A 12,980-nucleotide genomic window follows, 5' to 3' on the forward strand; every position below is an offset into this window, starting at 1 on the left:
CCGTGTCCGCAGGTACGGAGCCGGCGGGCGTCGCCGTGTCCGCCGCCGCGTTCCCGCTGCGGACAAGGGCTGATTCGGAACGATCCGCCGGACATGGCACGATGCGGTCATGTCGTCGCCCCTCACCGATCTCTGCCGCTACCCGATCGTGCAGGCCCCGATGGCGGGAGGCGTCTCCCGGCCGGAGCTGGCCGCCGCGGTCTCCGAGGCCGGTGGGATGGGGTTCCTCGCCGCCGGCTACAAGACGGCGGACGGGATGTACAACGAGATCGAGCAGCTCCGGAGGATGACCCGACGGCCCTTCGGCGTGAACCTCTTCATGCCGCAGCCATCGGTCGCCGACCCCAGTGCCGTCGAGGTCTACCGCAGTCAGCTGGCGGGTGAGGCCTCCTGGTACGAGACCCCGCTCGGCGACCCGGACGCCGGCGGGGACGACGGCTACGACGCCAAGGTCGCGATCCTGCTGGACGACCCCGTGCCCGTGGTCTCCTTCACCTTCGGCTGCCCCGCGCGCGAGATCCTCGACGCGTTCGCCGCCGCCGGCACGTGCACCGTCGTCACGGTCACCTCGGCCCAGGAGGCACGCAACGCCCAGTGGGCGGGCGCCGACGTCCTCTGCGTCCAGGGCACCGAGGCGGGCGGTCACCAGTCCACGCACCGCGACGACCCCCAGGGCGGCCTCTCCGGCACCGGACTGCTCGCCCTGATCGCCGAGATCCGCGAGTCCGTACGGCTGCCTGTCATCGCCACCGGCGGTCTGATGCGCGGTGCCCAGATCGCCGCGGTCCTGACCGCGGGGGCCGACGCAGCGCAGCTGGGCACGGCCTTCCTGCCCTGCCCCGAGTCGGGGGCGCACCCGCTGCACAAGGACGCCCTGACCAACCCGCTGTTCGTGACCACGGCCCTGACCCGGGCGTTCTCAGGGCGTCCCGCACGCGGGCTGGTCAACAGGTTCGTACGGGAACACGGTCCGTACGCCCCCGCCGCCTACCCGCAGGTGCACCAGCTGACCAGCGGGCTGCGCAGGGCGGCGGCCGCGGCCGGGGACGCCCAGGGCATGGCCCTGTGGGCGGGCCAGGGGCACAGGCTGGCACGCGAGCTGCCCGCCGGGGAACTCGTGGGCCTGCTCGCCGCAGAAACGGACGCCGCGCGAGCGGCAGTGAGTGTGAGGAGTGCCCAGTGACGGCACCGGTCTTCGTCGTCGAACACCTGCCCGGCGGGCCCGAGTTCGTCCTGGATGGGCCCGAGGGGCGCCACGCCGTGTCCGTGAAGCGGCTGAACCCCGGGGAGGACGTCGTCCTCACCGACGGACGGGGGCGCTGGGCCGAAGGCGTCGTACGGACGGCCGAGGGCAAGGACCGGCTCGTCGTCACGGGCCTGGAGACGGTGCACGAGGAGCCCGCGCCCACCCCGTTCGTCACCGTCGTCCAGGCGTTGCCCAAGGGGGACCGGGGCGAACTCGCCGTGGAGACGATGACCGAGACGGGCGTCGACGCGATCGTGCCGTGGCAGGCCGCGCGCTGCATCACGCAGTGGAAGGGTGACCGAGGGCTCAAGTCACTGGCCAAGTGGCGCAGCACCGCCCGCGAGGCCGGAAAACAGTCGCGCCGCGTGCGCTTCCCCGAGGTCGCGGAGGCCATGACGACTAAGCAGGTCGCCGCTCTGCTGGCGGGCGCGGACTTCGCGGGAGTCCTGCACGAGGACCGGGAGAGCGGCAGCGAGCCACTGGCCACCGCCGCACTCCCCGCCACCGGCACGATCGTGCTGGTCGTGGGCCCCGAGGGCGGGGTCTCGCCCCAGGAGCTCGCCGCCTTCGCCGAGGCGGGAGCACCCCCGTACCGGCTCGGCCCCAGCGTGCTGCGTACCTCGACCGCGGGGACGGCCGCGGGGGCGCTGCTGATGGGACGCACCGGGCGCTGGAGCTGAGGGGCGGGCCGCCCCGCATCGCGCCGCCGGGCTGTCCGCCGTACCGGGCACGCGGGGGTGCGTCCGGTCGACGCCGGTGCCTCCGCGCGCCGCCGTTGCCGCGGGCTCGGTGCGCGGACCCGGGCCGGATAGCATGCGGTGTACCGATCACGAGGACCCTACGAGCGAGGAGGCCGGGCCATGGCGGGAGAGCCGCAGACCGACTGCCTGTTCTGCAAGATCGTCACGGGGGACATCCCGGCGACCATCGTCCGTGAGAGCGAGACGACCGTCGCCTTCCGTGACATAAACCCCCAGGCTCCCACCCACGTCCTGGTCATCCCGAAGGCGCACTACCCCGACGCCGCCTCGCTCGCCGCCGCCGAACCGGAGATCGCCGCCGACGTGCTGCGCGAGGCCGGACAGGTCGCCGCCGACGAGAAGATCACCGACACCGGCTACCGCATCGTCCTCAACACGGGCGCGGGCGCGGGACAGACCGTCTTCCACGCGCACGCGCACGTCCTGGGCGGGCGCGGAATGCAGTGGCCCCCCGGCTGACGTCGTGTCCGTACGAGAACTCGTGGTCCTCGGCACCGCCAGCCAGGTCCCGACCCGCCACCGCAACCACAACGGCTATCTGCTGCGCTGGGACGGTGAGGGGATCCTCTTCGACCCGGGCGAGGGCACCCAGCGCCAGATGCTGCGGGCGGGCGTCGCCGCGCACGACATCGACCGGATCTGCGTCACACACTTCCACGGAGACCACTCGCTGGGCCTCGCGGGAGTGATCCAGCGGATCAATCTCGATCAGGTGCCGCACCCCGTCACCGCCCATTTCCCGGCGAGCGGACAGCGCTTCTTCGACCGGCTGCGGTACGCCACCGCCTACCGCGAGTCGGTGGAGCTGACCGAGGCGCCGGTCGCGGCCGACGGGGTCCTCGCGACCACTGCTTCGTACACCCTCGACAGCCGGAAGCTCTCGCATCCCGTCGAGTCCTTCGGCTACCGCCTCACCGAGCCCGACCGGGTGCGGATGCTGCCCGCGAAGCTGGCCGGGCACGGTATCTCGGGACCCGACGTCGGACGGATCCAGCGGGACGGTGCGCTGCGCGGCGTCACGCTGGACGAGGTCTCCGAGACCCGCCGCGGACAGCGCTTCGCGTTCGTCATGGACACCCGGCTCTGCGACGGCGCGTTCGCGCTCGCCGAGGGGTGCGACATGCTGGTCATCGAGTCGACGTTCCTCGACGAGGACGGCCGGCTGGCCGCCGACCACGGTCACCTCACCGCGGGACAGGCCGCCCGGGTGGCGAAGGAGTCGGGCGTGCGGCACCTCGTGCTGACGCACTTCTCCCAGCGCTACAGCGACCCCGATGTCTTCGAGCACCAGGCCAGGGCGGCCGGCTTCGAAGGCGAACTGACCATCGCCCAGGACCTGATCCGGGTCCCCGTACCCACCCGCCACACGTAACGAGAACTCCGTGCACCTCCCCAAAGCCGAACTCCACCTCCACATCGAAGGGACCCTCGAACCCGAGCTGGCCTTCGAACTCGCCGCCCGCAACGGCGTGGACCTGCCCTACGCGGACACCGAAGAGCTGCGCACCGCATACCTCTTCGACGACCTGCAGAGCTTCCTCGACCTCTACTACGCCCTCATGGCGGTGCTGCGCACCGAGGACGACTTCGCCGAGCTCGCCGACGCCTACCTCACCCGTGCCGCCGCCCAGGGCGTCCGGCACGCGGAGATCTTCTTCGACCCGCAGGCCCACACCGACCGGGGCGTCCCGATCGGCACCGTCGTCGAAGGGCTCGGCAGGGCGCTGGACCGCAGCGAGGAGAAGCACGGCATCTCCACCCAGCTGATCATGTGCTTCCTGCGCGACAAGTCCGCGGAGTCGGCGCTGGAGACGCTGGAGGCGTCGAAGCCGTACCTGCACCGCATCAGCGCGGTCGGCCTGGACTCGGCGGAGGTCGGCCACCCGCCCGCGAAGTTCCGCGAGGTGTACGCCGCCGCCACGGCCCTCGGGCTGCGCAAGGTCGCCCACGCGGGCGAGGAGGGCCCGCCGGAGTACATCCGGGAGGCCCTGGACGTCCTCGGTGTCGAGCGCATCGACCACGGCCTGCGCTGCATGGAGGACCCGGAGCTGGTGGACCGGCTGGTCTCCGAGCGGATCCCGCTCACGCTCTGCCCCCTGTCCAACGTGCGGCTGCGCGCCATCGACGTCCTGGAGCAGCACCCGCTGCGGGCCATGATGGACGCCGGGCTGCTCTGCACGGTGAACTCCGACGACCCGGCCTACTTCGGCGGATACGTCGGAGACACCTTCCACGCCGTCCACGAGGCGCTCGGCCTGGACCGTGAACAGCTGCGCACGCTGGCCCGGAACTCCTTCGAGGCGGCCTTCCTCGACCACGACGAGGAGCGCAGGGCGCGTTACCTCTCCGAGGTCGAGGCGTACGCGTTCGACTGACCCGCGCCTCCGGCCGGTCCCGCCGTCCGGAACGCGCTCCGCACCAGCCGCCTGCGCCGCAGCGCGGGCACGCTGATCTCCGCGACCGCCTGCTCCGGCGCGCCCAGCTTGGGCACCGCGCCGGAGAGGCTGTTGGTCGTCGCGGCGAGCAGTGCGGCAGGGGCCCCGCCCCTGCGCCGGACGGAACCCGGCACCAGCGGGCGTCCGCCGGTGTGCAGCGCCACCGCGGTGACCGGGGCCGCCACCAGGAGCGTGGCGGCCCCCAGGATCAGGCCCATCACCGCGTAGCCCGCCTGCTCGGAGAGCACACTGCCGAGCAGGGGGCCGCAGGCCGTGCCGACGGATGAGGCCGAGCCCGCGAGGACCGCCCACCGGCCGCGGACGTCCAGGGAGGCGGCCAGGCCGATCAGATACGACAGGACCACCGGGTAGAAGGTGTTCCAGGCGATCTCGCCGGTCGCGAAGGCCCCGAGGTCCTCGGCCGAGGAGCTGAGCACGATGCTCCCCGCGATGATCATCGTCCCGAGACCGATGGGCACGGCACGCCCGAGACGGGACCCGAGCATCCCGGCTCCCATGACGCCGAGCAGCCCGGCGCCCAGCGCCGCGGCGAACACGGCGCCGATGGTCACCTCGGAGAGCCCCACCTGGACGGCTCCGATGCGGCTGCTCACGCCCCACAGGGCGTTCTGGGCCATGGACCAGACGAGCATCCCGCCCGCCAGCACCAGGCCCGACCGCCGGTGCGGGAGGCGGCCCTGTACCGCTGACGTCTCGCCCACGGCGGCCGGGCCGCCCAGCCGCGAGGTGGCGGGCCAGACGAGCAGGGCGACCAGCGCGATGGAGGCGAAGGGCAGCCGGTGCCCGCCGCCGAGGTGGGGGACCGTCAGATAGAGGGCCCCCGCCGTCGCCGAGACGCTGAGGAGCCCCAGCGACGAGGTGCGGTGCGGATCGCGCTGCGCCGCGATGCCCGAAGCGGCGACGGCGGTCGCCGTGCCCGAGCCGAGACCGCCGACGACCACACCCGCGACGACCAGAGGCACCGAGGTGGTCAGCGCGGCGCAGCCGTAGCCGAGCACCGCCAGCACCAGACCTGCCCGAGCGGGTCTGCGCGACCCGAATCTCTCGACGCGGCCCGCCAGGGTGAATCCGGCCGATGCCGAGCTCAGCAGCAGGGCGCTGCCGACCAGACCAGCCTGTGCCGAGCTCAGCCCGAGATAAGTGCTGAGGCGGCCGACGATGGTGGGGAGGAGATAGGCGGCGAGGTAACCGGCGGTGAACACGGCGACCAGGGGCCACGCGGCGCGAGGGCGCGAGGACATGGGCGTTCCTGAAGACATGCCTGAGGAGGCAGAAGAAGGCAGGGGAGGGTACGGCGAGGTGGAGCAGGGGAGGATGATGCGAGAAGAAGCGGGGGAATGCCACAGAAGCGGCACTCGTCGTCAACTGTCCCGAACGGTGCTCGCGGGCCAATTTGTATCAAGCGCGCCCAGGCAGCGGAAAGCCGGGCCGATGTGATCTGGGTCACGTTCATGTTTATGCATGACCAGCTCGGGTAACAGCGCATGTTTATGCAGGTCGGAGTGGCTGTGCGCGGTACGGCGCGGACCCTCGGGACGGAGGGGCGAATCGGGCACACTGGCCGGATCCCGCACTGTTCAGAACATCCTCGCCCGGGGAGCGCACGGTGAGCACACTTGATCCAGGCATCGACCCGCTGTACGGGCTGCGCGCCCCGCAGGACCCCGCCTGTGACGTCTTCCTGACCGGCACGGTCTTCCTCGACATCATCTTCACCGGCCTGGACTCCGCGCCGGTGCGCGGAACCGAGTCCTGGGCGCGGGGGATGGGCTCCAGTCCCGGCGGCGTCGCCAACATGGCCACCGCCCTCGCCCGCCTCGGCCTGCACACCTCACTGGCCGCCGCCTTCGGGGACGACCACTACGGCGAGTACTGCTGGGACGCCCTCGAACACGGCGAGGGCATCGACCTCTCCCTCTCGCGCACCGTCCCCGGCTGGCACTCTCCCGTCACCGTCTCCATGGCGTACGAGGGCGAGCGCACCATGGTCTCGCACGGCCACGAGGCCCCCGCCCCGGCGGGACCCGTGGTGCCCGGCCGTACGCTCCCCCGACGCCCGCCCCGCGCCCGCGCCGCCGTCGCCTCGCTGGTCCCCGGCCGCAGCGAGCCCTGGGTGGCCCGCGCGGCCCGCGACGGCGCGATGGTCTTCGCCGACGTCGGCTGGGACGAGACCGGCCGCTGGGACCTGGACGCCCTGCCCGACCTCGACCACTGCCTGGCCTTCCTGCCCAACGCGGAGGAGGCCATGCGCTACACCCGGACCGACTGCCCGCGCGCCGCCGCACACGCCCTGGCCGAGCGGGTTCCGCTGGCCGTGGTCACCCTGGGTGCCGAGGGCGCCTACGCGGTCGACCGGGAGGCCGGGACCGCCGCCGAGGTGCCCGCCATCGAGGTGGAGGCCCTGGACCCCACCGGCGCGGGCGACGTCTTCGTCGCCGGCTTCCTCACCGGGACCCTGGCCGGCTGGCCGCTCGCCGACCGCCTCGCGTTCGCCGGACTGACGGCGGCCCTCTCGGTGCAGGAGTTCGGCGGGTCCCTGTCCGCGCCCGGCTGGGCCGAGGTCGCCGGATGGTGGCAGCAGGTGCGCACCTGCGCGGACCAGGACCCGGCGGCGCTGGAGCGCTACGCCTTCCTGGAGGAGCTGCTGCCCGGCACCTGCCGGGCCTGGCCACTGCGCCGCGCCGTGCCGACCATCGGCTTCCGGCAGTGAAGCGCTGATGATCACCGGGTAAAACCTCTCGGCGTTGTCGGCGGGGAGTCGTACGCTGGTAGTCCAGAGGCGGTCGAGCAGCGACGGCCCTGCAACGGGAGGTATGCGCAGGCCCGAGGGCCGGCCCATGACTCAGTCACCTACACAGCCGCAGGCGCGCGCCAAGATCAGCATCCCGGCCGCGCATCCCATGGTGATGCTCCTGGGGTCCGGCGACTCGCTGCTGCGCGTGATCGAAACGGCGTTCCCGGCCGTCGACATCCATGTCCGGGGAAACGAGATAAGCGCGACTGGAAGCGCGGCCGACGTCGCACTGATCCAGCGCCTTTTCGACGAGATGGTGCTGGTGCTCCGCACCGGGCTGCCGATGACGGAGGACGCGGTGGAACGCTCGATCGCCATGCTCAGGGCGAGCGGGAACGGCAACGGGGACGGTGCCGAGACCCCGGCGGAGGTGCTCACGCAGAACATCCTCTCCAGCCGGGGCCGCACGATCCGCCCCAAGACGCTCAACCAGAAGCGGTACGTCGACGCGATCGACAAGCACACCATCGTGTTCGGCATCGGTCCCGCGGGTACCGGAAAGACCTATCTGGCCATGGCCAAGGCGGTCCAGGCCCTTCAGTCCAAGCAGGTCAGCCGGATCATCCTGACCAGGCCCGCCGTCGAGGCGGGGGAGCGGCTCGGCTTCCTGCCCGGCACGCTCTTCGACAAGATCGACCCGTATCTGCGCCCGCTCTACGACGCCCTGCACGACATGCTCGACCCCGACTCGATCCCCCGGCTCATGGCCGCGGGAACGATCGAGGTCGCGCCGCTGGCGTACATGCGAGGCAGGACCCTGAACGACGCCTTCATCATTCTCGACGAGGCGCAGAACACCAGCGCCGAGCAGATGAAGATGTTCCTCACCCGCCTCGGCTTCGACTCGAAGATCGTCGTCACCGGTGACGTCACCCAGGTGGACCTTCCGGGCGGCACCAAGAGCGGTCTGCGTCAGGTCCAGGAGATCCTGGACGACGTCGAGGACGTGTACTTCTCCAGGCTCACCTCCCAGGATGTCGTCCGGCACAAGCTCGTCGGCCGTATCGTCGACGCGTACGAGAAGTACGACAACGCGGACGGCCATAACGGCCGCAGAGGGAAGTAGTCGCAGCGCACCATGTCGATCGACGTCAACAACGAGTCCGGAACCGAGGTCGACGAGCAGGCGATCCTCGACATCGCCCGCTACGCCCTCGCCCGGATGCGGATCCATCCGCTGTCCGAACTGTCGGTGATCGTGGTGGACACCGCCGCCATGGAGCAGCTCCACATCCAGTGGATGGACCTGCCGGGCCCGACGGATGTCATGTCCTTCCCGATGGACGAGCTCCGTCCCCCGGCCAAGGACGACGAGGAGCCCCCGCAGGGGCTCCTCGGTGACATCGTGCTCTGCCCGGAGGTCGCCAAGAAGCAGGGCGAGGACGCCGAGACGCAGCACTCCATGGACGAGGAGCTCCAGCTCCTGACCGTCCACGGGGTGCTGCACCTCCTCGGCTACGACCACGAGGAGCCGGACGAGAAGGCCGAGATGTTCGGCCTCCAGGCGGCGATCGTGGACGGCTGGCGCGGCGAGCGCGGGCTGACCGGTCCGTCCCCGGCCCCCACCGTCTCGTGAGCGTCCCTCTCGTCTCCGGGGCCGTCCTGCTGATCGTGGTGGGCTGGCTCGCGGCCTGTGCGGAGGCCGGGATCGCGCGCACGTCCAGCTTCCGTGCCGCCGAGGCCGTCCGGGCCGGACGCCGCGGCAGCGCCAAGCTGGAACAGGTCGCCGCCGACCCCACCCGCTACCTCAACGTCGCGCTGCTCGTCCGGGTGGCCTGCGAGATGTCGGCCGGTGTGCTCGTCACGTACGCCTGTCTCCAGGAGTTCGCCGAGACGTGGCAGGCGCTGGCCGTCGCCATGGGCGTCATGGTCCTCGTCAGTTACGTCGCCATCGGGGTCTCGCCGCGCACCATCGGCCGTCAGCACCCGCTGAACACCGCCACGGCCGCGGCGTACGTCCTGCTGCCGCTGGCCAGGATCATGGGGCCGATCCCTCAGCTCCTGATCCTCCTCGGCAACGCGCTGACCCCCGGCAAGGGCTTCCGCAAGGGCCCCTTCGCCAGTGAGGCCGAACTGCGCGCCATGGTCGACCTCGCCGAGCAGGAGTCGCTCATCGAGGACGAGGAGCGCCGCATGGTGCACTCGGTCTTCGAGCTCGGCGACACCCTCGTACGCGAGGTGATGGTGCCCCGCACCGACCTGGTCTGCATCGAGCGCTACAAGACGGTCCGTCAGGCACTGACCCTCGCCCTGCGCTCGGGCTTCTCCCGGATCCCGGTCACCGGCGAGAACGAGGACGACATGGTCGGGATCGTCTACCTCAAGGACCTCGTCCGCAAGACGCACATCAACAGGGACGCGGAGGCGGACCTGGTCTCCACCGCGATGCGGCCCGCCGCCTTCGTCCCCGACACGAAGAACGCCGGTGACCTGCTGCGCGAGATGCAGCAGGACCGCAGTCACGTCGCCGTCGTGATCGACGAGTACGGCGGCACGGCAGGCATCGTCACCATCGAGGACATCCTGGAGGAGATCGTCGGCGAGATCACCGACGAGTACGACCGTGAACTCCCCCCGGTCCAGGAGCTGGAGAACGGCTGCTTCCGGGTCACCGCCCGGCTCGACATCGGCGACCTCGGCGAGCTGTTCGGCCTCGACTCGTACGACGACGAGGACGTGGAGACGGTCGGCGGCCTGCTGGCCAAGGCGCTCGGGAGGGTACCGATCTCCGGCGCCACCTCGATCGTCGACCTCCCCGACGGACGCAAGCTGCGGCTGACCGCGGAGTCCCCTGCGGGCCGCAGGAACAAGATCGTCACGGTGCTGGTGGAACCGGAGGGGGCGGAGACGGCATGACCCCCCAGGAGCTGCGCGCCCTGTGCCTGGAGTTCAACGCGGGCGTCGAGGAGTTCCCCTTCGGACCCGAGGCCTCGGTCTTCAAGGTCCTGGGAAAGATGTTCGCGCTCAGCGTGTTGGACGCGCGGCCCCTGAAGGTCAGCCTCAAATGCGATCCGGACGAGGCGCTGCGCCTCCGTGAGAAGCACACCGCGATCGTCCCCGGCTACCACCTGAACAAGCGGCACTGGAACACCGTGACGGTCTCCGAGCTCCCGGACCGGATGGTCCGGGAGCTCGTGGAGGACAGTTACGACCTGGTGGTGGCCGGCCTCCCCAAGGCGCAACGACTGCGCCTGGACCGGCCGTAGGGGCTCGCGGGGCAGCGCCGTCAGGCCCGCCGCAGACCGGCACCGACCGCCAGCCCCGTCGCGACCAGGACGACCGCCGCGATGGCCACCACCAGCCGTACGCCCTCGAACAGCGAACCCTGCGTGGTCGACAGCACCCCCAGCAGCGGGATGCCGATCGTGATGCCCACCTGCTGCGTCGTGGTGACCAGACCGGTCGCCAGGCCCTGCTCCTCGTTCGGCACGCCGGAGGTCACCGTCAGTCCGTAGGCGATGATGGCGCCCAGGTGGAAGGCGCTCGCCAGGGACACGGCCACCGTGGCCAGCCAGACACCGGAGTCCTCGCCCAGGCCCAGCAGCGCCCCGATGAACACGCCCTGGCCGATCAGGGACAGGACCAGTGTCCGGCGTGCGCCGATCCGGCCGACGATCCTCGGGGCGTACACGCCGGCGGCCACCGACGCCAGGCCCTGGACCCCGAAGACGAGCCCCGTCCCGAGGGCCGACAGTTCCAGCAGGTCCTGGAGGTACAGGGTCAGGACGAACACGATGGTGCTCATCATCGAGAACGTGGCCAGACCGCCCAGGTTGCCGAACGCGATCGTACGACGCCGCAGCATCGGCAGGGAGACCAGCGGGGCCGCCGAGCGGGACTCGACGATCACGAACGCGGTCAGCAGGGCCACTCCCAGCACCAGGGTGATCTGCGCGTCCGCCCCACCGAAGCCGCGCTCGGCGGCCGTCGACAGCGAGTAGATCAGCGCGAGGAGACCGCCGGTCACGGTGACGGCACCAGGCACGTCGAGCTTCGGCCGCTCCGGCGTACGTGACTCGGCCAGCACCTTCGGAGCCAGGACGAACACGATGACCGCGGCGCCGGTCAGCAGCCCCATCGTGGAGCGCCAGCCCAGGGTGTCGGTGAGCACACCGCCCGCCACCATCCCGACGGTGAAGCCCAGCGAGAGCAGCGTCCCGCTGATGCCCAGCGCCCGGTCCCGCAGCGGGCCTTCGGGGAACGTCGTGGTCAGCAGGGACATCCCGGTCGGCACGATCACAGCGGCCCCGAGCCCCTGGAGCGCCCGCCCGGCGAGGAAGGAAGCAGGGTCCCAGGCAAGCGTCGCCAGCAGCGAGGCCGCCCCGAAGACGGCGAGGCCCGCGAGGAACAGCCTGCGCCTGCCGTAGAGATCGGCGATCCGGCCGAAGAGCAGCAGGAAGCCGCCGGACGGCAGGGCGAACGCCGTGACGGCCCACTGGAGCCCGGACCGGCTCAGGCCGAGGTCCTCACCTAGGACGGGCAGAGCCACATTCAGTACGGAGAAGTCGAGCGCCACCATGAACTGCGCGGCGCACAGCACGAAGAGCACCAGCCGGTCCCGGCGGGAGAGCGAGGGCGGGGCCTCGGCCACCGGGCCGGAGGTGCGCGGGGGAGCGGAAGTCGGGGATTCGATTGCCATGTCCCACAGCGTGGGCGGGCCGGAATATTCGTGGGGAGCGGCAACTTATCCTGTTGGCCGCACCACCAGCCAGGAGCGCATCGGCCGCGCCGGCTGCCAGGAGCACACGGACACCAGGGGGAGTACGTGGCCTCACCGGCCCAGCACAGCAACGCGGTTCGTGACAGTACGGCCCGCGCCGCCACCGGCGACAAGGCCCATCGCCTCGCGGAACTGCGTGAGTTCCTGCGGAGCCGCAGGGCCAGGGTCAGCCCGGCGGACGCCGGACTCCCGGACGGTGGGGCCCGCCGGCGTACGCCCGGACTGCGCCGGGAGGAGGTCGCCGTGCTCGCGGGCGTCGGCGTCTCCTGGTACCAGTGGCTCGAACAGGGCCGCGACATCACCGTCTCGCCGCAGGTCCTGGACTCCGTCGCCAGGGTGCTGCGCCTCAGCAGCGCGGAGCGCCGCCATCTCTACGCCCTGGCCGGACTCAATCCGCCGGCCCTGGAGGTCGACCCGGCCCACCAGGACATGTGCGCGGGACTGACCAGGCTCATCGATGCCTGGATGCCCTTCCCGGCCCACATCATGGACCGGTACTGGAACACCGTGCTCTACAACGACGCGGCCTCGGCGGTGCTCGGCATGCGCCCCGGGATCGTGCAGAACTGCATGATCGCGTTCTTCACCGACCCGGTGTACCGGGCCAGATCGAAGCACTGGGAGACCATCGCGGGCCAGGTCGTCGCCCAGTACCGGGCAGCCTGCTCCGACCACCCCGGGGACGAGGGTTTCCGGGCCGTGGTCGACGAGGCGAGGGAGCTCAGCGCCGAGTTCGCGGCGCTCTGGGACCGGCGGGACGTGGCCCCGGGCGGCCAGGTCCGCAAGGAGCTCACCCACCCGCTCGTCGGCACCCTGTGCGTGGAGTCCACCCAGCTGCGGGTGCCCGCACGCCCTGACCTCGTGATCGTCCTGCACACGCCGCTGCCGGACACGGGGACGGAGGCCAAGCTCCAGTGGCTGGCCTCACCCGAAGGACGACGCGGCTCGATGTACCCCGTGCCGGGGTGAGCGGACCCCGTCGCGGTGGGCGCGCCAGGCCGCT

At 71.5% G+C, this 12,980-nt stretch carries 13 protein-coding genes; 11 read left to right on the forward strand and 2 right to left on the reverse strand.

Annotated features, from left to right (window positions below):
• The first annotated feature begins 109 nt into the window (after positions 1-109).
• The 5 genes from ABZY45_RS02330 to ABZY45_RS02350 all read left to right on the forward strand — a co-directional run bounded on the left by ABZY45_RS02330 (position 110) and on the right by ABZY45_RS02350 (position 4,382).
• Positions 110-1,183 (forward strand): nitronate monooxygenase, encoded by a 1,074-nt coding sequence (locus ABZY45_RS02330; protein WP_356735221.1) that lies wholly within the window; start codon positions 110-112, stop codon positions 1,181-1,183.
• Entirely contained in the window at positions 1,180-1,926 is a 747-nt protein-coding gene (locus tag ABZY45_RS02335; RefSeq protein WP_356735223.1) for a 16S rRNA (uracil(1498)-N(3))-methyltransferase, read from the forward strand. Before ABZY45_RS02330 ends, ABZY45_RS02335 begins: the two co-directional genes overlap by 4 nt.
• A gap of 180 nt (positions 1,927-2,106) precedes the next feature.
• Positions 2,107-2,466, forward strand: a complete 360-nt coding sequence (locus ABZY45_RS02340; protein ID WP_356735225.1) for a histidine triad nucleotide-binding protein — start codon at positions 2,107-2,109, stop codon at positions 2,464-2,466.
• A gap of 4 nt (positions 2,467-2,470) precedes the next feature.
• Positions 2,471-3,379 carry a ribonuclease Z gene (locus tag ABZY45_RS02345; protein ID WP_356735227.1) on the forward strand — a complete coding sequence of 303 codons (909 nt, stop codon included), beginning with the start codon at positions 2,471-2,473 and terminating at the stop codon, positions 3,377-3,379.
• 10 nt (positions 3,380-3,389) lie between these two features.
• Positions 3,390-4,382, forward strand: a complete 993-nt coding sequence (locus tag ABZY45_RS02350) for an adenosine deaminase (protein WP_356735229.1) — start codon at positions 3,390-3,392, stop codon at positions 4,380-4,382.
• Here the strand turns inward: ABZY45_RS02350 and ABZY45_RS02355 are convergent.
• On the reverse strand, positions 4,346-5,704 hold the full coding sequence (locus ABZY45_RS02355; RefSeq protein ID WP_356735231.1) for an MFS transporter: 1,359 nt from the start codon (positions 5,702-5,704) through the stop codon (positions 4,346-4,348). The genes ABZY45_RS02350 and ABZY45_RS02355 overlap by 37 nt on opposite strands.
• A gap of 365 nt (positions 5,705-6,069) precedes the next feature.
• On the opposite strand from ABZY45_RS02355, the gene ABZY45_RS02360 reads away from it, so the two are divergent.
• The 5 genes from ABZY45_RS02360 to ABZY45_RS02380 all read left to right on the forward strand — a co-directional run bounded on the left by ABZY45_RS02360 (position 6,070) and on the right by ABZY45_RS02380 (position 10,463).
• Complete coding sequence (locus tag ABZY45_RS02360) at positions 6,070-7,173, forward strand: PfkB family carbohydrate kinase (RefSeq protein WP_356735233.1); 1,104 nt, start codon at positions 6,070-6,072, stop codon at positions 7,171-7,173.
• 127 nt (positions 7,174-7,300) lie between these two features.
• Positions 7,301-8,323, forward strand: coding sequence for a PhoH family protein (locus ABZY45_RS02365; protein ID WP_356735235.1), 1,023 nt, complete (start codon positions 7,301-7,303; stop codon positions 8,321-8,323).
• Positions 8,324-8,335: 12 nt separating this feature from the next.
• Positions 8,336-8,833, forward strand: a complete 498-nt coding sequence (ybeY, locus tag ABZY45_RS02370) for an rRNA maturation RNase YbeY (RefSeq protein WP_277334053.1) — start codon at positions 8,336-8,338, stop codon at positions 8,831-8,833.
• The gene (locus ABZY45_RS02375) at positions 8,830-10,113 is read left to right on the forward strand and encodes a hemolysin family protein (RefSeq protein WP_356735237.1); all 1,284 of its coding nucleotides are present in this window, start codon (positions 8,830-8,832) and stop codon (positions 10,111-10,113) included. The genes ybeY and ABZY45_RS02375 overlap by 4 nt, the downstream gene beginning before the upstream one ends.
• A complete protein-coding gene (locus ABZY45_RS02380) occupies positions 10,110-10,463 on the forward strand; it encodes an MmcQ/YjbR family DNA-binding protein (RefSeq protein ID WP_356735239.1) in 354 nt (117 codons plus the stop codon). Before ABZY45_RS02375 ends, ABZY45_RS02380 begins: the two co-directional genes overlap by 4 nt.
• A gap of 20 nt (positions 10,464-10,483) precedes the next feature.
• Here ABZY45_RS02380 and ABZY45_RS02385 read toward each other — a convergent pair whose 3' ends face one another.
• The gene (locus tag ABZY45_RS02385) at positions 10,484-11,896 is read right to left on the reverse strand and encodes an MFS transporter (protein ID WP_356735241.1); all 1,413 of its coding nucleotides are present in this window, start codon (positions 11,894-11,896) and stop codon (positions 10,484-10,486) included.
• A 126-nt stretch (positions 11,897-12,022) separates the two neighbouring features.
• On the opposite strand from ABZY45_RS02385, the gene ABZY45_RS02390 reads away from it, so the two are divergent.
• Complete coding sequence (locus ABZY45_RS02390) at positions 12,023-12,946, forward strand: helix-turn-helix transcriptional regulator (protein WP_356735243.1); 924 nt, start codon at positions 12,023-12,025, stop codon at positions 12,944-12,946.
• The last annotated feature ends 34 nt before the right edge of the window (positions 12,947-12,980 follow it).

The sequence above is a fragment of the Streptomyces sp. NPDC006516 genome (assembly GCF_040611875.1).
In the GTDB taxonomy this organism is placed as follows: Bacteria; Actinomycetota; Actinomycetes; order Streptomycetales; family Streptomycetaceae; genus Streptomyces.

What these genes read in the sequence shown, in the direction of transcription:
- ABZY45_RS02330 (WP_356735221.1), top strand. Translation starts at nt 110, where the DNA reads ATGTCGTCGCCCCTCACCGATCTCTGCCGCTACCCGATCGTGCAGGCC.
- ABZY45_RS02340 (WP_356735225.1), top strand. Translation starts at nt 2,107, where the DNA reads ATGGCGGGAGAGCCGCAGACCGACTGCCTGTTCTGCAAGATCGTCACG.
- ABZY45_RS02355 (WP_356735231.1), bottom strand. Translation starts at nt 5,704, where the DNA reads ATGTCCTCGCGCCCTCGCGCCGCGTGGCCCCTGGTCGCCGTGTTCACC.
- ABZY45_RS02365 (WP_356735235.1), top strand. Translation starts at nt 7,301, where the DNA reads ATGACTCAGTCACCTACACAGCCGCAGGCGCGCGCCAAGATCAGCATC.
- ybeY (WP_277334053.1), top strand. Translation starts at nt 8,336, where the DNA reads ATGTCGATCGACGTCAACAACGAGTCCGGAACCGAGGTCGACGAGCAG.
- ABZY45_RS02380 (WP_356735239.1), top strand. Translation starts at nt 10,110, where the DNA reads ATGACCCCCCAGGAGCTGCGCGCCCTGTGCCTGGAGTTCAACGCGGGC.
- ABZY45_RS02385 (WP_356735241.1), bottom strand. Translation starts at nt 11,896, where the DNA reads ATGGCAATCGAATCCCCGACTTCCGCTCCCCCGCGCACCTCCGGCCCG.